Origin of the sequence: Bordetella saccharivorans, assembly GCF_045862855.1 — a bacterium.
Classification (GTDB): Bacteria; Pseudomonadota; Gammaproteobacteria; order Burkholderiales; family Burkholderiaceae_B; genus Bordetella_A; species Bordetella_A petrii_F.
Map to the genome: position 1 here is coordinate 2,568,968 of NZ_BAAFZO010000001.1, position 16,100 is coordinate 2,585,067.

The 16,100-nt window shown below is 65.0% G+C and carries 16 protein-coding genes, 1 rRNA gene and 1 other RNA gene; 11 read left to right on the top strand and 7 right to left on the bottom strand.

Annotation, left to right across the window (positions count from 1 at the left end):
- Positions 1-8: 8 nt before the first annotated feature.
- Positions 9-1,490, top strand: a complete 1,482-nt coding sequence (locus ACKTT0_RS12300) for a sensor histidine kinase (RefSeq protein ID WP_407852421.1) — start codon at positions 9-11, stop codon at positions 1,488-1,490.
- Positions 1,491-1,500: 10 nt separating this feature from the next.
- Here the strand turns inward: ACKTT0_RS12300 and ACKTT0_RS12305 are convergent, their stop codons facing one another.
- Positions 1,501-2,433, bottom strand: a complete 933-nt coding sequence (locus ACKTT0_RS12305; protein WP_407850177.1) for a LysR family transcriptional regulator — start codon at positions 2,431-2,433, stop codon at positions 1,501-1,503.
- 121 nt (positions 2,434-2,554) lie between these two features.
- Here ACKTT0_RS12305 and ACKTT0_RS12310 point away from each other — a divergent pair, with 121 nt between their 5' ends.
- Positions 2,555-3,184 carry an FMN-dependent NADH-azoreductase gene (locus ACKTT0_RS12310; RefSeq protein ID WP_407850178.1) on the top strand — a complete coding sequence of 210 codons (630 nt, stop codon included), beginning with the start codon at positions 2,555-2,557 and terminating at the stop codon, positions 3,182-3,184.
- A gap of 24 nt (positions 3,185-3,208) precedes the next feature.
- Here the strand turns inward: ACKTT0_RS12310 and ACKTT0_RS12315 are convergent, their stop codons facing one another.
- The 3 genes from ACKTT0_RS12315 to ACKTT0_RS12325 form a co-directional block, all read right to left on the bottom strand.
- Positions 3,209-4,114 carry an NAD(P)-dependent oxidoreductase gene (locus ACKTT0_RS12315; RefSeq protein ID WP_028354821.1) on the bottom strand — a complete coding sequence of 302 codons (906 nt, stop codon included), beginning with the start codon at positions 4,112-4,114 and terminating at the stop codon, positions 3,209-3,211.
- A gap of 269 nt (positions 4,115-4,383) precedes the next feature.
- Positions 4,384-5,889 carry a tripartite tricarboxylate transporter permease gene (locus tag ACKTT0_RS12320; RefSeq protein WP_094805701.1) on the bottom strand — a complete coding sequence of 502 codons (1,506 nt, stop codon included), beginning with the start codon at positions 5,887-5,889 and terminating at the stop codon, positions 4,384-4,386.
- 20 nt (positions 5,890-5,909) lie between these two features.
- Positions 5,910-6,374, bottom strand: a complete 465-nt coding sequence (locus ACKTT0_RS12325) for a tripartite tricarboxylate transporter TctB family protein (RefSeq protein ID WP_028355625.1) — start codon at positions 6,372-6,374, stop codon at positions 5,910-5,912.
- Positions 6,375-6,780: 406 nt separating this feature from the next.
- On the opposite strand from ACKTT0_RS12325, the gene ACKTT0_RS12330 reads away from it, so the two are divergent.
- The 4 genes from ACKTT0_RS12330 to ACKTT0_RS12345 all read left to right on the top strand — a co-directional run bounded on the left by ACKTT0_RS12330 (position 6,781) and on the right by ACKTT0_RS12345 (position 8,599).
- Positions 6,781-7,227 (top strand): hypothetical protein, encoded by a 447-nt coding sequence (locus tag ACKTT0_RS12330; RefSeq protein ID WP_038853907.1) that lies wholly within the window; start codon positions 6,781-6,783, stop codon positions 7,225-7,227.
- Positions 7,227-7,538 carry a cell division protein ZapA gene (locus tag ACKTT0_RS12335; RefSeq protein ID WP_028355623.1) on the top strand — a complete coding sequence of 104 codons (312 nt, stop codon included), beginning with the start codon at positions 7,227-7,229 and terminating at the stop codon, positions 7,536-7,538. The genes ACKTT0_RS12330 and ACKTT0_RS12335 overlap by 1 nt, the downstream gene beginning before the upstream one ends.
- Positions 7,539-7,583: 45 nt before the next feature.
- Positions 7,584-7,767, top strand: a non-coding RNA gene (gene ssrS, locus ACKTT0_RS12340) — 6S RNA.
- Positions 7,768-7,846: 79 nt separating this feature from the next.
- Positions 7,847-8,599, top strand: a complete 753-nt coding sequence (locus tag ACKTT0_RS12345; protein WP_407850179.1) for an SIMPL domain-containing protein — start codon at positions 7,847-7,849, stop codon at positions 8,597-8,599.
- Here ACKTT0_RS12345 and lgt read toward each other — a convergent pair.
- Complete coding sequence (lgt, locus tag ACKTT0_RS12350; RefSeq protein WP_407850180.1) at positions 8,574-9,362, bottom strand: prolipoprotein diacylglyceryl transferase; 789 nt, start codon at positions 9,360-9,362, stop codon at positions 8,574-8,576. The two genes, ACKTT0_RS12345 and lgt, sit on opposite strands and share 26 nt — an antisense overlap.
- A gap of 99 nt (positions 9,363-9,461) precedes the next feature.
- On the opposite strand from lgt, the gene ilvD reads away from it, so the two are divergent.
- From ilvD to msrA, 3 genes are read left to right on the top strand one after another with little or no spacing between them, the layout of a single operon-like run.
- A complete protein-coding gene (ilvD, locus tag ACKTT0_RS12355) occupies positions 9,462-11,147 on the top strand; it encodes a dihydroxy-acid dehydratase (protein ID WP_407850181.1) in 1,686 nt (561 codons plus the stop codon).
- Positions 11,131-11,478, top strand: coding sequence for a c-type cytochrome (locus tag ACKTT0_RS12360; protein ID WP_407850182.1), 348 nt, complete (start codon positions 11,131-11,133; stop codon positions 11,476-11,478). The genes ilvD and ACKTT0_RS12360 overlap by 17 nt, the downstream gene beginning before the upstream one ends.
- 59 nt (positions 11,479-11,537) lie before the next feature.
- Complete coding sequence (gene msrA / locus ACKTT0_RS12365; RefSeq protein WP_407850183.1) at positions 11,538-12,095, top strand: peptide-methionine (S)-S-oxide reductase MsrA; 558 nt, start codon at positions 11,538-11,540, stop codon at positions 12,093-12,095.
- Positions 12,096-12,110: 15 nt separating this feature from the next.
- Here msrA and hppD read toward each other — a convergent pair whose 3' ends face one another.
- Positions 12,111-13,223: a 4-hydroxyphenylpyruvate dioxygenase gene (gene hppD / locus ACKTT0_RS12370; RefSeq protein WP_407850184.1), complete on the bottom strand. Its 1,113-nt coding sequence runs from the start codon at positions 13,221-13,223 to the stop codon at positions 12,111-12,113.
- A 155-nt stretch (positions 13,224-13,378) separates the two neighbouring features.
- On the opposite strand from hppD, the gene ACKTT0_RS12375 reads away from it, so the two are divergent.
- Positions 13,379-13,855, top strand: a complete 477-nt coding sequence (locus ACKTT0_RS12375; protein ID WP_028355613.1) for an Lrp/AsnC family transcriptional regulator — start codon at positions 13,379-13,381, stop codon at positions 13,853-13,855.
- 293 nt (positions 13,856-14,148) lie between these two features.
- Here ACKTT0_RS12375 and ACKTT0_RS12380 read toward each other — a convergent pair whose 3' ends face one another.
- Positions 14,149-14,403 carry a hypothetical protein gene (locus tag ACKTT0_RS12380; protein ID WP_407850185.1) on the bottom strand — a complete coding sequence of 85 codons (255 nt, stop codon included), beginning with the start codon at positions 14,401-14,403 and terminating at the stop codon, positions 14,149-14,151.
- Between the two features lie 64 nt (positions 14,404-14,467).
- On the opposite strand from ACKTT0_RS12380, the gene ACKTT0_RS12385 reads away from it, so the two are divergent.
- A 16S ribosomal RNA gene (locus tag ACKTT0_RS12385) occupies positions 14,468-15,998 on the top strand.
- Positions 15,999-16,100 lie beyond the last annotated feature (102 nt).

The window sequence follows — 16,100 nt, forward strand, 5'->3', positions numbered from 1 at the left end:
GTTTCCCGCTGCTCGGCATCCGGACCCTGCTGATCACGCTATTGTTGCCTGGCGTGATCCTGCTGCTGGTCATCGACAGCTGGAACGACTACCGCACCCTGGCGGCCATTACCAACGAAGCCTACGACAGCGCGCTGCTCGAGCCGGCGCGGGTGCTCGAGAGCAGCATCGAGTTCACGCCGGACGGCGAGCTGGTCGTTTCCACGCCCGTGTACGCGCAGGTCATCCTGGAATCCAAGGCCGGGCTGCGCAAGTATTTCCGCATCGAAGAGGTGGTGCCGCCACTGCCGGAAGGGGCGGCCGGCGTGCCGGCCGCCGGCCCGACGCTGGCCGGCATGCCGGAGATGCCGCGGCCGCCGGTCTGGCCGTCCGCCCGTGGCGAGCCGGTGTTTTTCAACAGCGTCTATCGCAACGATCCCGTGCGTGTCGTGGCGGTGCTGCGCGACCTCTATTACCGGGGCCAGCACCGGCAGGTATTGGTGCTGGTGGCGGAAAGCATCGGCCGCCGCCTGCAGGCTGAATCCAGCGCGCGGCGCCAGGAACTGTTGCGCGACGCCCGCATGCTGGCGCTCGTCGCGGTGCTGGTGTGGTGGGGCGTGGCCTGGTCGCTGCGTCCGCTGGCCCGCCTGCGCAACGACATCCGGGCGCGCCGGCCCGACGACCTGACGCCGCTGGACGCTTCCCGGGTGCCCGGGGAGGTCATCCCGCTGGTCGAAGCGGTCAACTATCACGTCGCGCGGCACCGGCGGGTGCTGGACGAGCAGTCCCAGTTCCTGGCCGACGCGTCGCATCAATTGCGGACGCCGCTGGCGATCATGCTGACCCAGGCCCAGTATGCCCTGCGCGAACCCGATCCCAAGCGCGCCCAGGAAGGGCTGCGCGCCATTGTCGACCAGCTCGGGCGCACCCGCCGGCTGACCGAGCAATTGCTATCGCTGGCACACGCCAGCCAGGCCGAGCCCACCACGCGCCAACCACTGGACCTCAACGAAGTCGCGCGCAGCGTCGTGTTGCAGTACCTGCCCCTGTCGCACGAGAAGCGGCAGGACCTGGGCTGGGCGGCGGCGCCCGGCGCAGACGGCGTGCGCGATGCGGCGGTTCCCGTCCTGGGCAGCGAGGTCGAGCTGCACGAGGCCCTCTCCAACCTGGTGCACAACGCCATCCACTATGCGCCCGCCGGTTCGCGCATAACCGTGTCGGTCGCGCGCGCGGACGGGCGCGCCGAGGTCTGCGTCTCGGACAACGGCCCCGGCATCGACGCCCAGGCCCGCGCCCGTGCCTTCGCCCGCTTCGACCGCCTGGGGCCGGGCCGCCCGCCGGCGTCTTCCGGCTCCGGGCTGGGCCTGTCGATCGCGCGCGCCTATGCGCGCCGCAACGACGGCGACATCGAGTTGCGCGATGGCGAGCCCAACGAGCAGGGCGGAGTAGGCCTGGCGGCGGTGCTGTGGCTGCCGCTGGCCGAGCCTGGCACGGCCGGGAGCCAGGCTTGAGTGTCCTGGCTCAGCGCGCCCCGCTTGTGCCGCGCTCCATCCGCGCATAGACATCCGGCAGCCGGTCGGAGATGAAATCCAGCAGCGCGCGCACTGCCGGCGCCATGCCGCGCCGCGACGGATAAATACAGTGGACGATGCCGGTGGGCGAGCGCCAGTCGGGCAGCACCGGCACGAGCTGGCCCTGGCGCAGTTCCTCGTAGGTCGCCACCGTGGGCAGCAGCGCGATGCCGCGGCCGCGCACCGCCGCTTCGGTCAGCACGATGAAATCATTGCAGCAAAGTTGCGGCCGCAGCGGCACCGACACTTCTTCGTCGCGGCTATTGCGCAATGGCCAGTGCACTTCCGGTTGCGGGTCGTTGAAGCTCAGGGTGGTATGCGCGGCCAGTTCGTGCGGCGTCTCGGGCATGCCATGGCGCTGCACGTAGGCGGGGCTGGCCACCAGCGTGCTGCTGGCGACGCCCAGGTGCTTGACGACCAGCTCGGCATCGGTGTCCAGGCGGGTGCGCACGCGCAGCGCCAGGTCCACGCCTTCGCGTATGACGTCGACCCGCCGGTTGGTGGCCAGCAGCTGCACCGACACGGCGGGCCAGGTATCCAGGAACTCGGGCAGCAGCGGCGCCAGCATCTGCTGGGCAATGGAAATCGGGCAGCTCACCACCACCGGCCCGCAGGGCTCGGCCTGGAATTGGCGCATCGCTTCGGTGGCGGCCCGCGCCGAGGCCGTCATTTCGCGGCAATAGTGCAGGTAGCGCTCGCCCGCCAGAGTCAGCCGCAGGCGCCGTGTCGTGCGCTGCAGCAGGCGCACCCCCAGTGTTTCCTCCAACTGCGAGATGCGGCGCGACAGGCGGGACTTGGGGATATTCAGTGCCCGGGAAGCGGCGCTGAAGCCGCCATGCTCCACCACTTGCGAGAAATAGAACAGATCGTTCAGGTCGTGCATGAGGCACCATTGTTCTGAAAATGGAACAAGCAGTTCATCTTAATCGGGTTTATGCATTCAATGGAGATCTTTACAGTGTCTTCATGTCCACAGCGCCGCCACGCGGCTCCAAGAGAACCCCATGAAGACTCTGGTCATCCTCTCGTCCATTCTCGGCGAACGTTCCAATTCCCGGCAGCTGGCCGACCACTTGGTGCAGCGCCTGCGCCAGGTCGAGCCCGGCGGCTCGATCCGCATTCGCGACCTCGGGGCTGATCCCGTCCCTTATTTTGATGGCGCCACGGCTGGGGCGCTCTTCACGCCGGCCGAGCAACGCACCGCGGAGCAGCGCGCCATCGTTGCCCGCAGCGATGAGCTGGTGGCCGAGCTGTTCGACGCCGACCGCATCGTGTTCGCGGTGCCGGTCTACAACTTCAGCCTGCCCGCCCAGTTCAAGAGTTATCTGGACTACGTCGCCCGTGCCGGCGTGACGTTCCGCTATACCGCCGAGGGGACGTCCGAAGGGCTGATCAAGAACAAGCAGGTGATCGTGCTCAGTACCCGAGGCGGCAAGGCCGTGGGCACGCCCGACGACACGCTCACGCCGTACCTGGCGCAGATGCTGGCGTTCATCGGGTTGGAGGGCCCCGTGTTCGTGCAGGCCGAGGGCATGGCCCTGGGCCAGCCGACCGCCGAGGCGGGTTTGGCGGCGGCCCAGCAGCGCATCGATGCGCTGCTGTCCGCTGCCGCCGAAGTCCGCCAGGCCGCCTGACGGCGGCCGGCGCGCCATGCCGGCTCAGTCCCGCAGGCGCTTGATCAGGCTGGAGGTATCCCAGCGGCCGCCGCCCAGTTTCTGCACGTCGCCATAGAATTGGTCGACCAGCGCGGTGAGCGGCAGGCGGGCGCCATTGTGGCGGGCCTCGGCCAGCACCAGCCCGAGATCTTTGCGCATCCAGTCGACAGCGAAGCCGAAGTCGAACTTGTCGTCGACCATGGTGCTGCCGCGGTTTTCCATCTGCCAGCTCTGCGCGGCCCCTTTGCTGATCACGTCCAGCACCAGCTTCATGTCCAGGTCGGCCGCCTGGCCGAACGCGATGGCCTCCGACAGGCCCTGCACGATACCGGCGATGCAGATCTGGTTCACCATCTTGGCGAGCTGGCCGGCGCCCGGGCCGCCCACGCGCGTCACGGCGCGGCCGTAGGCCTGGGCCACCGGCTTGATGGCGTCGAATACCTGGGCTTCGCCGCCGCACATCACCGTCAGCACGCCATTGACGGCGCCCGCCTGGCCGCCCGAAACCGGTGCGTCGATGAACTGCAGGCCCTGTTCGCGGGCCTTGGCGTAGAGCTCGCGCGCCACGTCGGCCGACGCGGTGGTGTGGTCGACGAAGATGGCGCCGGACGCCATGCCCGCGAACGCGCCGTCTTCACCCAGCACCACACTGCGCAGGTCGTCGTCGTTGCCGACGCAGGCGAACACGATCTGGGCCCCGGCCACGGCTTCCCGTGGCGTGGCGGCGCTCTTGCCGCCGAATTCCTGGGTCCAGGCCTGGGCCTTGGCGGGGGTGCGGTTGTAGACCGTGACCTCGTGGCCGGCGCGCGCCAGGTGGCCCGCCATGGGCAGACCCATGACTCCCAGGCCGAGGAACGCGACTTTCTGGGCCACGACCTTGTCGTAGTCCCTGGAACCGATGGATGCCATTGCTGTGTCTCCCGGGTTTGAGCAGTGTGGAAAGCAGAACATTACCCCAATCCGCCCGCCGTGCGCGACCGCGCGGGACCGGCCAGGCACCAGGCTCCCCGGGGGGATCAGGTGTCAGACACCCCGATGGGGTGTCTGACACCTCCGGCGCGCCTTGACCCAAGACAGGCCGGCCGCCAGGCCCTCCGTGCCGGTCGGTTGCCGCAAAAAAACCAGGCCCCCGAGGGGGCCTGGTTCGTCCGCCATGGCGCCGTCGCCGGCGCAACGGGTCAGTCTTCTTCGACGAAGGTTTCTTCGCGCTTCTTGCGGATCGACGGCAGGGCCACCAGCACCACCAGGATCACCGCGGCGGCCAGCAGCGAGGCCGACAGGGGCCGCTCGACGAAAGTGAAGAAATCGCCGCGCGACAGCAGCAGGGCGCGCCGGAAGTTCTCCTCCATCATGGGGCCGAGCACCAGGCCCAGCAGCAGCGGGGCGCCTTCGCACTTCAACTTGGCCCAGACATAGCCCACCACGCCGAAGATGGCCGTGGTGAAGATGTCGAAGGTGTTGTAGTTCAGCGAATAGACCCCGATGGTGCAGAACACCAGGATGGCCGGGAACAGGATGCGGTAGGGCACCTTCAGCAGCTTGATCCACAGGCCGATCAGCGGCAGGTTCAGCACCACCAGCATCAGGTTGCCGATCCACATCGAGGCGATCAGGCCCCAGAACAGTTCCGGATGGCTGGTCATGACCTGCGGGCCGGGCTGGATGTTGTGGATGGTCATGGCGCCAACCATCAGCGCCATTACGGCGTTGCCCGGGATGCCCAGGGTCAGCAGGGGGATGAACGAGGTCTGCGCCGCGGCGTTGTTGGCCGATTCCGGACCGCCCAGGCCGGCCGGGTGGCCCTTGCCGAAGCGTTCGGGGTTCTTGGACAGCTTCTTTTCCAGGGTGTAGGACGCGAACGACGACAGCACCGCCCCGCCGCCCGGCAGGATGCCCAGCATCGAGCCCAGCACCGTGCCGCGCACGGCGGCCGGCGCGGCTTCCTTGAACTCCTGCTTGTTGGGGTACAGCGTGCCGATCTTGTCGGTGATGTCGACGCGGTTCTCTTTCTGCTCCAGGTTGGTCATGATCTCGGCGAAGCCGAACACGCCCATGGCCACGATGGCGAAGTCGATGCCGTCCTGCAGTTCGGGGATGCCGAAGTCGAAGCGGGCCACGCCGGAGTTCACGTCGGTGCCCACCATGCCCAGCAGCAGGCCCAGCACGATCATGGCGATCGCCTTGGGCAGTGAGCCCGAGGCCAGCACCACGGCGCCCACCAGGCCCAGGGTCATCAGCGAGAAGTACTCGGCCGGGCCGAACTTGAACGCCACTTCGGCCAGCGGGGGCGCGAAGGCGGCCAGCAGCAGCGTCGCCACGCAGCCGGCGAAGAACGAACCGATCGCGGCGATGGCCAGCGCGGCGCCGGCGCGCCCGTTACGGGCCATCTGGTGGCCGTCGAGCACGGTCACCACCGCGGATGTCTCGCCTGGCAGCGCCACCAGAATGGCGGTGGTCGAGCCGCCGTACTGCGCGCCGTAGTAAATACCCGCCAGCATGATCAGCCCGGCCACCGGCGGCAGCACGTAGGTGATCGGCAGCAGCATGGCGATGGTCGGCACCGGGCCGATGCCGGGCAGCACCCCGATCAGCGTGCCCAGGATGCAGCCCAGCAGGGCGTAGGCCAGGTTCTCGGGCGTGAACGCCACCGAGAAGCCCAGCGACAAATGTTCCAGCAATTCCATGACAGTCTCTTCCCTTTAACTCAGTTCATGCCCAGAAACGACGGCCACAGCGGGAAGATCAAGCCCAGGCCCTTGATGAACGCCAGGTATGAGAACACCACCAGGAAAATGCCGTTGGCCACCGCCACTTTGAGATTGAACTCATGGCTTGCCAGGCTGCTCGCCACCACCAGCACGAAGACCGAGATATACACGCCCAGCAGCTTCAGGATCAGGGCGTACAGGACCACCGAGCCGATCACCAGGAAGGTGATCCGCCAATCGAATTTGTCGACATGGGTTTCCGTGGCGTTCTTGGCCAGCGAGCCGAGCAGCACGATGGCGCCCAGCACGGCCAGGACCAGGCCCAGCGCGAAAGGGAAATATCCCGGTCCCATCCGGGCGGCGGTACCCATTTGGTAGCTCGCCGCTTTCCAGGCGAATCCCAGTCCAAGGGCAATGAACATCACCCCCGACCAGAAGTCCTGCCTATTGCGTAGCTGCATGATGGTCTACTCCTATTTACAGCATGTGAGTTGAAGCCGGTCCCATGCGGAAGCGGCGCACGAAGGCATTCGGTATGCCATTTGTTCTTGGAGAAGGAGGCGCCTTTTGGGCAGCGCGCATGGTAATGGAGGGGTCAGGGGCTGCAAACCCGCGCAAACGGCCGCAAATATGGGGTTTTCCCTAGAACGGGCGTCCAAGTTGTAACCCCGGGGCAGAACGGCTCCGGAATGAAAGCAAAGTGAAAGTAAATAGAAAGAAGGGCGAAAGCCGCCACCGGCTCGACGGACGTTTTATGCTTCTGGTTCGTACGCCCGGGCCTGTCCCGAAGTCCTACCGAATATTGCCGTATTTCTCACCTTGCGTGCGGCCGCCCGGCCAGCCCGCGGATGGTTTACGATAGCGCCCATGCTGCAAGACCTCGATCAACTCGCCGCCCGTATCGGGCAACTGGTGCAACGCACGCGGCAACTGCATGCCGAGCGTGATGCGTTGCGTGTCCGCCTGAGCCAAAGTGAAGCCAGCCAGCGCTCGCTCGAGCAGCGTTGCGCCGAGCACCAGGCCGAAATCCAGGCCTTGCAAGCCAAGCTGCAGGAGCACGACGGCACCGTCGCCGGCATGCTGGCGGAAGCCCGCCAGGCCGAAGCCGACCTGCGCGAGCAGCTCGCCCGCGAAGCCGCCGAGCGCCAGGCCGTCGAGTCGCGCTCCAGCGCTCGCGAGGCCGAGCTGCAGGGCAGCCTCAGCGCGCGCGACACCGATCTCCAGCGCCTGCGCGTCGCCGCCGCCGCCGCGCGCGAACGCATCGACACCGTCCTGGCCAAGCTGCCGGGCGCGCCGACCGGAGAACAGCCGTAATGGAACGCATCGATGTCACCATCCTGGGCCGCGACTACTCGCTCGCCTGCTCCGCCGACGAAAAACCCGCGCTAATGGCCGCGGTGCGCCATGTCGACCACCTCATGCTTCGCATCCAGGGTTCCGGCAAGGTTTCCAGCAACGAACGCATCGCCGTCATGGCCGCGCTGCAGATCGCCGGCGAGCTGCTGGCCATGAAAGCGCCCGACGGACCTCTGGGCGGTTTGGCGGTCGGCGACTTCAAGCGTAGAATCGAGGACATGAACTCCTTGCTCGACGACGCCTTGTCCGGGCAGGAAAAATTGCTGTAGGGCGCAAGCCCCCAGCGTGTCGGTCATCACGCATTGTTTTTCAGTTTGTCCCTGCCGTGTTCGTGACTCGGCCATACATTCTCTGAACCTATGTCTTACGGCATATGGTTGCGTGAATGGCGAGCTGGAGCGATCGTCTCTCGCAGACGAACCCGACGCTCGACGGAACGCGACCACCTTGAACCTTACGGTTCGAGATGCCGGCCTAGACGGCACAGGCGGGGCATCTACTCCGGCGGGCCTGCACAGCGGCAGGTCCGCGCCGGACATCCACTTCCTCTCTTTCCCTCCACTCTGACAGGTTTGCCATGCACTCCTATCCCGCGTTCTCGTTGACTCGGATCGCCGCCGCGTGCTGCGCCGCCCTGGCCCTGGCGGCCGCCCAGCCGGCCTGGGCGCAGCCGCAGCAGGCGCCGCAGGCCGAAGCACCCGCCAAGCGCGCGCCCGAGCTCACGCTCCAGGCTTCCGCCTCGTCCGATGTGCAACAGGATACGGTACGCATCACCCTGGCCACCGAGCTCGAGGCGGCCTCCCAGGCGGCCGCCGGCAAGGCCCTGACCGCCGCGCTGGACGAAGTCGTCAAGCGGGCCCAGGGAACCAAGGGCGTGGAAGTGCGCACCGGCGGCTACAACGTCTGGCCCAATGCCAACGACAAGGGCAAGATCCAGAACTGGCGCGCCCGCGGTGAAATCACGCTGGAATCCAAGGACTTCGCCGCCGCCTCGGCGCTCGCGTCCAAGCTGGGCGACAAGGCCGCCATCGCGCAGATCAGCTTCCTGCTGTCACGCGAAGCGCGCGAGGCCGAAGAGCGCAAGCTGCTCGGCCAGGCCGCCGAAGCCTTCCGCGACCGCGCGCTGGCGGCCGCCACGGCCTTCGGCTTCAGCGGCTACCAGGTGCGGCAGCTCGAACTGAGCGGCGGCGGCTCGCCGGTGCCGGTGCCGCGCCCCATGGGCGCCCAGATGATGGCCAAGAGCAGCATGGCCGAAGCGGCCGATGTGCCGCTCGAGGCGGGCAAGGTCACCGTCAGCATCGCCGTCAACGGGACGGTTGTCTTGCACTGAGCACGTACATCGCGATTCCGGCCAGCACCATGGGCAGGGACAGCCACTGTCCCATGCTCATGCCGCCGGCCAGCAGGCCCAGGAAGTCGTCCGGCTCGCGGGTGAATTCCACCAGGAACCGGAACGCGCCATAGCCGATCAGGAACAGCGCGCTCACCTGGCCTGTGGGGCGCGGCTTGCTGGAAAACCACCACAACAGCGCGAACAGCGCGATGCCCTCCAGTCCCAGTTCATAGAGCTGCGACGGATGGCGCGGCAGCCCGTCGCCCGACTGCGGGAACACCATCGCCCAGGGCACATCCGTGGGCCGGCCCCACAGTTCGCCATTGATGAAGTTGCCCAGCCGGCCCGCGCCCAGGCCCAGGGGGATCAGCGGCGCGATGAAATCGCTGACCGTGAAGAACGACACGCCTTTCTTGCGCGCGAACAGCAGCATCACCAGGATGACGCCGATCAGCCCGCCGTGGAAGGACATGCCGCCTTCCCACAGGTAGAGCGTTTCCAGCGGGTGCGCCAGGTAATAGCCGGGCTTGTAGAACAGCACATAGCCCAGCCGGCCGCCCAGCACCACGCCCAGCACGCTGTAGAAAATCAGGTCTTCCAGGTCGCGCGGGGTGAAGGCCGGCGTGTGGCCGCGCGCCAGGCGCACGCGGCCCAGCGCATAGACGAGCGCGAAGCCCACCAAGTACATCAGGCCATACCAATGGATGGCCAGGGGGCCGATGCGCAGGGCCACGGGATCGAATTCGGGATAGTGCAGCATATTCCGCCACGCAGAAAAAGATTGGTCGATAATAACCGGCGAACGTGTCGCCCCGGCATCGCGGGCGACCGCGCCATCGCGCAATACCGGAGACAGACCATGCCGAACAACGAACGTTCACGCCATATCACCCACGGCGTCGCCCGCGCGCCCAACCGGGCCATGTACTACGCCCTGGGCTACCAGGAGGCGGATTTCGAAAACCCCATGATCGGCGTGGCCAATGGCCATTCCACCATCACGCCCTGCAACAGCGGCCTGCAGCGCCTGGCCGACGCTGCCATCGAGGCGGTGCGGGCGGCGCGCGCCAATCCGCAGGTGTTCGGCACGCCCACCATCTCCGACGGCATGTCCATGGGCACCGAGGGCATGAAATACTCGCTGGTGTCGCGCGAAGTCATCGCCGACTGTATCGAGACCGCCGTGCAGGGCCAGTGGATGGACGGCGTGGTGGTCATCGGCGGCTGCGACAAGAACATGCCGGGCGGCATGATCGCGCTGGCCCGCATGAACGTGCCCGGCATCTATGTCTACGGCGGCACCATCAAGCCGGGCCGCTACCAGGGCAAGGACCTCACCATCGTGTCGGTGTTCGAGGCCGTGGGCGAGTTCACCATGGGCCGCATGGACCAGGAGGACTTCAAGCAGATCGAGAAATGCGCCATTCCCGGGTCGGGCTCGTGCGGCGGCATGTACACCGCCAACACCATGAGCTCGGCCTTCGAGGCGCTGGGCATGAGCCTGCCGTATTCCAGCACCATGGCCAACGAAGACGACGAGAAGGTCGCCTCCGCGGCCGAGTCGGCGCGCGTGCTGGTGGATGCCGTGCGGCGCGGCGTGCGTCCGCGCGACATCATTACCCGCGAATCGATCGAGAACGCCGTCTCGGTCATCATGGCCACGGGCGGCTCCACCAACGCCGTGCTGCACTTCCTGGCCATTGCCCACGCCGCCGAAGTGCCCTGGACCATCGACGATTTCGAGCGCATCCGCCAGCGCGTGCCGGTCATCTGCGACCTCAAGCCGTCGGGCCGCTACGTGGCCACCGACCTGCACCGGGCCGGCGGCATCCCGCAGGTCATGAAGCTCCTGCTCGACGCCGGCCTCTTGCACGGGCATTGCATGACCATCACCGGCAAGACCATCGCCGAGACGCTGGCCGACGTGCCGTCCGCGCCGCGCGCCGACCAGGACGTCATCCGCCCCATCGACCGTCCGCTGTATCCGCACGGGCACCTGGCCATCCTCAAGGGCAACTTGTCGCCCGAAGGCTGCGTGGCCAAGATCACCGGCCTGAAGAATCCCTCCATTACCGGTCCCGCGCGCGTCTTCGATTCCGAAGACGACGCCATGGCCGCCATCATGGACCGCCGCATCCGCGACGGCGACGTGGTGGTGATCCGCTACGAAGGCCCCAAGGGCGGTCCCGGCATGCGCGAGATGCTGGCCCCCACCTCCGCCCTGATCGGCCAAGGACTGGGCGAGACCGTCGGGCTCATCACCGACGGGCGCTTCTCCGGCGGGACCTGGGGCATGGTCGTGGGGCACGTCGCGCCCGAGGCCTATGTGGGCGGCCCCATCGCCCTGATCCGCGAGGGCGATTCGGTTACCATCGACGCTCACCAGCTTTTGCTGCAACTCAATATTTCTGACGAGGAAATGGCGGCGCGCCGCGAGGCCTGGGTCCAGCCCAAGCCCCGGTACACGCGCGGTGTGCTTGCCAAGTTCGGCAAGCTGGCCGGCACCGCCAGCCGTGGGGCAGTCACCGATGCGTTTGAAGAGTAGTCTGGCGGCAGTGGCCGCCTGCGTCCTGTCTGCGGGCCTGCCGGCCGCCGCGCCGGCCCAGGAAACCGGCGCCGAGCTGGCGCGCAACAAGGCCTGCATGGCCTGTCACCAAGTCGATAGCAAGCGCGTAGGGCCGCCCCTGCGCAGCGTGGCGGAACGCTATGCCGGGCAGGGCGACGCCATGGTGCAGTATCTGGCGGACAAGATCCGCAACGGCGGCCGCGGCGCCTGGGGGGCGGTCCCCATGCCGGCCCAGCGCCAGGTCGGCGAAGACGAAGCGCGCCAACTGGCGCAATGGATCCTCTCCCTGGCGCCCGCCAAGCCCCAATAACCTCGCTCGGCGCGCCCGGCGGGCCGTCCGCGGCACCGCCCTTTGAACAAGGAATCGCCATGTCGGAACAAGCTTCTGCAGCAAATAACCAGGTCGCCGTGCTGGGCGGCGGCTGCTTCTGGTGCGTCGAGGCCGTGCTGGCCGACCTGCGCGGCGTGGTCAGCGTCGTGCCGGGCTATAGCGGCGGCCACGTCGACCACCCCACCTATGAGCAAGTGTGCGGCAAGCAGACCGGCCACGTCGAGGTGGCGCGGGTCGAGTTCGACCCCGCCGTGCTCTCGTACAGCGACCTGCTGCGCGTCTTCTTCGCCACCCACGACCCCACCACGCCGGGCCGCCAGGGCAACGACGTCGGCCCCCAATACGAATCCACCATCTTCTGGCAGGACGAATCGCAGCGCCAGCAGGCGCAGGAGGTCATGGCCGAGATCGAGGCGCAGCAAATCTACGACGCCCCGCTGGTCACGCACCTGCGTGAGCCGGCCACTTTCTGGCCGGCCGAAGACTACCACCGCAATTATTTCGCCATGCACCCCGAGCAGGGTTATTGCCAGTTCGTCATCGCGCCCAAGGTGGCCAAGTTCCGCAAGCAGTTCCGCGACCGCCTGGCGCGATGACGCTGCAGGCCGGTGTCAGTCCACGGCCTTGACGACGCCGCGACGCATCTGGTCCAGCTCGATGGATTCGAACAACGCCTTGAAATTACCTTCGCCGAAGCCGTCGTTGCCCTTGCGTTGGATGATCTCGAAGAAGATCGGACCGATCTGGTTCTCGGTGAAGATCTGCAGCAGCAGGCCGCCGCCGGGGGCGCCGTCGAGCAGGATGCGGTTCTTCTGCAGGCGCGCCACGTCTTCGCCATGGTTCGGCAGGCGCCGGTCCAGCAGCTCATAGTAGGTGTCCGGCGTATCCAGGAACGCCACGCCGTTCTGGCGCAGCGCCTCGACCGTCGCGTAGATGTCGTCGGTCGCCATGGCGATATGCTGGATCCCTTCGCCGCGGTACAGGTCCAGGTATTCCTGAATCTGGCCTTTCTCTTCCGTGCCTTCCTCGTTGATCGGGATGCGGATGTTGCCGCATGGCGAGGTCATGGCCTTGGACTTCACCCCGGTGACCTTGCCCTCGATGTCGAAATAGCGGATCTCGCGGAAGTTGAACAGCCGCTCATAGAATTCGGACCATTCGGCCATGCGGCCCTTGTGCACGTTGTGCGTCAGGTGGTCCACCAGCGTCAGCCCCGCGCCGGCGTGCGTCAGGTCGCTGGCGGCGGTCTGCACGTCCAGCGGCTCGAAGTCCACGTCATAGATGCTGATGTCCCCGATGCCGCCATGGCCGTTCTTGCCGCGCCAGCGGTCCACCAGGTAGATGAGCGAATCGCCAATGCCCTTGATGGCCGGAATGTTCAGTTCCATCGGGCCGCTGTGCGAATCAAAACCCCACGCGCCCAGCTCCAGCGCGCGCTTATAGGCCTTGGCCGCGTCCTGTACGCGAAAGCCAATGGCACAGATCGACGGGCCGTGCAGGCGGGCGAAGCGCTGCGCGAACGAGTCGGGTTCGGCGTTGATCAGGAAATTCACGCCGCCCTGGCGGTACAGCGTTACGTCCTTGTGGCGGTGCCGGGCGATCGCCTTGAAGCCCAGTGTCTCGAATACCTTGCGCAGCGCGGCCGGGTCCGGCGCGGCATATTCGATGAACTCGAAGCCGGCGGTCCCCATCGGGTTGTCCCAGGTCTGGAAAGAGGTGTTCATGAGAGGCGCTCCCTTGTGTCGTGTTGGAGGACTCGAAAATCAAGTCTAGGACGGAGATTGTAGGTAGCAAAGCGCAGCAGACGATTGCAAACATGCCCCGATAAGGCCGGTATTGAGCAATAATATTGCTCATCAATATATATTCGAGGCAGATAATGTCAGATACAGAGCTGGACAGGACAGATCGACGAATTCTGGCCGAATTGCAGCGCGACGGCCGCCTCAGCAACCAGGAACTGGCCGACCGGGTCTCCTTGTCGCCCAGCCCGTGCCTGCGCCGGGTGCGCCGGCTCGAAGAGCGGGGTTTCATCAAGCGCTACGTCGCCCTGGTCGACGCCGAGAAAGTCGGCCTGGGCCTGCTGGCGTACGTCACCATCCGCCTGAACAAGCATGTCGGCGGCAGCCACGCGCCCATGGGCGAGTTCGCCCGCGACGTGCAGCGCTGGCCCGAAGTGGTGGAGTGCTATGCCATGTCCGGCGACATGGACTACCTGCTGCGCGTGCAAGTGGCCGACCTGGCCCATTTTTCGCGCTTCGCCATGGACACGCTCATGCGCCATCCCGCGGTGGTGGACATGAAGTCCTTCTTCGCGTTGCAGCAAATCAAAGAAACCACCGAGCTGCGCCTGTAGCTATAGGTATAGAAGGGCGGTCTGCCCCTGGCCGTCCCTGTTTGTTTTGGCGGTTTCAAAAAATAGTGTCGTACTGGCCGTCACGCCGTTGTCATCTGTGCTATAGTCTCGCTCCTTCGCTTCCTGAACGTGATTTTCCAGGTGGCGAAGGGCCGGAATCTTTTGCGGCGAATGGCACGATGCCTCACAGCGTTGTTGCACGAATTGCAAAAGTCGTGTTAAGATTTCGGGCTTGGCAGTTGACGAAAACATCAGGGTTAACCCTGATGTCCAGGCAGCAAGCCAACAGCAAGTCAGATTCGATCGATTTGACAGGTTTTAAAAAAGGCCTCATAATCTCGTTTCTGTGCTGCTGAGACAGCAAGCCGGTTGCGAAGCAGCTGGCGGGCAGTGAGCGGTACCTGTTCTTTAACAACGAAACAACCGATAAGTGTGGGCGCTTGGTGGGCCGCGCGAGGCGGGTCTGGCGTAAGCCGGGCTTGCCAGGCCAAAGAGAACCAAGTGCTCACATCGAAGTGAAGAACCTTGAATATGTCAAAGATATTCATCGAACCTCACTTCCTTTGAGCAAAGTGCTGCTACTTCGGTAGCGGTGCGCGAACTACAGAGATTGAACTGAAGAGTTTGATCCTGGCTCAGATTGAACGCTAGCGGGATGCTTTACACATGCAAGTCGAACGGCAGCGCGGACTTCGGTCTGGCGGCGAGTGGCGAACGGGTGAGTAATGTATCGGAACGTGCCCAGTAGCGGGGGATAACTACGCGAAAGCGTAGCTAATACCGCATACGCCCCATGGGGGAAAGCGGGGGACCTTCGGGCCTCGCACTATTGGAGCGGCCGATATCGGATTAGCTAGTTGGTGGGGTAAAGGCCTACCAAGGCGACGATCCGTAGCTGGTTTGAGAGGACGACCAGCCACACTGGGACTGAGACACGGCCCAGACTCCTACGGGAGGCAGCAGTGGGGAATTTTGGACAATGGGGGCAACCCTGATCCAGCCATCCCGCGTGTGCGATGAAGGCCTTCGGGTTGTAAAGCACTTTTGGCAGGAAAGAAACGGCCCTGGCTAATACCTGGGGCAACTGACGGTACCTGCAGAATAAGCACCGGCTAACTACGTGCCAGCAGCCGCGGTAATACGTAGGGTGCAAGCGTTAATCGGAATTACTGGGCGTAAAGCGTGCGCAGGCGGTTCGGAAAGAAAGATGTGAAATCCCAGGGCTTAACCTTGGAACTGCATTTTTAACTACCGGGCTAGAGTGTGTCAGAGGGAGGTGGAATTCCGCGTGTAGCAGTGAAATGCGTAGAGATGCGGAGGAACACCGATGGCGAAGGCAGCCTCCTGGGATAACACTGACGCTCATGCACGAAAGCGTGGGGAGCAAACAGGATTAGATACCCTGGTAGTCCACGCCCTAAACGATGTCAACTAGCTGTTGGGGGCTTCGGCCCTTGGTAGCGCAGCTAACGCGTGAAGTTGACCGCCTGGGGAGTACGGTCGCAAGATTAAAACTCAAAGGAATTGACGGGGACCCGCACAAGCGGTGGATGATGTGGATTAATTCGATGCAACGCGAAAAACCTTACCTACCCTTGACATGTCTGGAATGCCGAAGAGATTTGGCAGTGCTCGCAAGAGAACCGGAACACAGGTGCTGCATGGCTGTCGTCAGCTCGTGTCGTGAGATGTTGGGTTAAGTCCCGCAACGAGCGCAACCCTTGTCATTAGTTGCTACGAAAGGGCACTCTAATGAGACTGCCGGTGACAAACCGGAGGAAGGTGGGGATGACGTCAAGTCCTCATGGCCCTTATGGGTAGGGCTTCACACGTCATACAATGGTCGGGACAGAGGGCAGCCAACCCGCGAGGGGGAGCCAATCCCAGAAACCCGATCGTAGTCCGGATCGCAGTCTGCAACTCGACTGCGTGAAGTCGGAATCGCTAGTAATCGCGGATCAGCATGTCGCGGTGAATACGTTCCCGGGTCTTGTACACACCGCCCGTCACACCATGGGAGTGGGTTTTACCAGAAGTAGTTAGCCTAACCGCAAGGGGGGCGATTACCACGGTAGGATTCATGACTGGGGTGAAGTCGTAACAAGGTAGCCGTATCGGAAGGTGCGGCTGGATCACCTCCTTTAAGAGCTTGAAGTGCGGACTATTAAGCGTCCACGCTTATCGGTTGTTGACATGTGTAGCCGGGATCGGTTGCGGGCGTTGGGTGAGGGGGAGTCCTCCCTGG

Coding starts and splice junctions, on each gene's coding strand:
- ACKTT0_RS12380 (WP_407850185.1), bottom strand. CDS start 14,403: ATGAATATCTTTGACATATTCAAGGTTCTTCACTTCGATGTGAGCACT.
- msrA (WP_407850183.1), top strand. CDS start 11,538: ATGTCGGAACAAGCTTCTGCAGCAAATAACCAGGTCGCCGTGCTGGGC.
- ACKTT0_RS12345 (WP_407850179.1), top strand. CDS start 7,847: ATGCACTCCTATCCCGCGTTCTCGTTGACTCGGATCGCCGCCGCGTGC.
- ACKTT0_RS12315 (WP_028354821.1), bottom strand. CDS start 4,114: ATGGCATCCATCGGTTCCAGGGACTACGACAAGGTCGTGGCCCAGAAA.
- ACKTT0_RS12310 (WP_407850178.1), top strand. CDS start 2,555: ATGAAGACTCTGGTCATCCTCTCGTCCATTCTCGGCGAACGTTCCAAT.
- ACKTT0_RS12330 (WP_038853907.1), top strand. CDS start 6,781: ATGCTGCAAGACCTCGATCAACTCGCCGCCCGTATCGGGCAACTGGTG.
- ACKTT0_RS12360 (WP_407850182.1), top strand. CDS start 11,131: ATGCGTTTGAAGAGTAGTCTGGCGGCAGTGGCCGCCTGCGTCCTGTCT.
- ACKTT0_RS12325 (WP_028355625.1), bottom strand. CDS start 6,374: ATGCAGCTACGCAATAGGCAGGACTTCTGGTCGGGGGTGATGTTCATT.
- ACKTT0_RS12305 (WP_407850177.1), bottom strand. CDS start 2,433: ATGCACGACCTGAACGATCTGTTCTATTTCTCGCAAGTGGTGGAGCAT.
- ACKTT0_RS12335 (WP_028355623.1), top strand. CDS start 7,227: ATGGAACGCATCGATGTCACCATCCTGGGCCGCGACTACTCGCTCGCC.
- hppD (WP_407850184.1), bottom strand. CDS start 13,223: ATGAACACCTCTTTCCAGACCTGGGACAACCCGATGGGGACCGCCGGC.
- lgt (WP_407850180.1), bottom strand. CDS start 9,362: ATGCTGCACTATCCCGAATTCGATCCCGTGGCCCTGCGCATCGGCCCC.
- ACKTT0_RS12375 (WP_028355613.1), top strand. CDS start 13,379: ATGTCAGATACAGAGCTGGACAGGACAGATCGACGAATTCTGGCCGAA.
- ilvD (WP_407850181.1), top strand. CDS start 9,462: ATGCCGAACAACGAACGTTCACGCCATATCACCCACGGCGTCGCCCGC.
- ACKTT0_RS12320 (WP_094805701.1), bottom strand. CDS start 5,889: ATGGAATTGCTGGAACATTTGTCGCTGGGCTTCTCGGTGGCGTTCACG.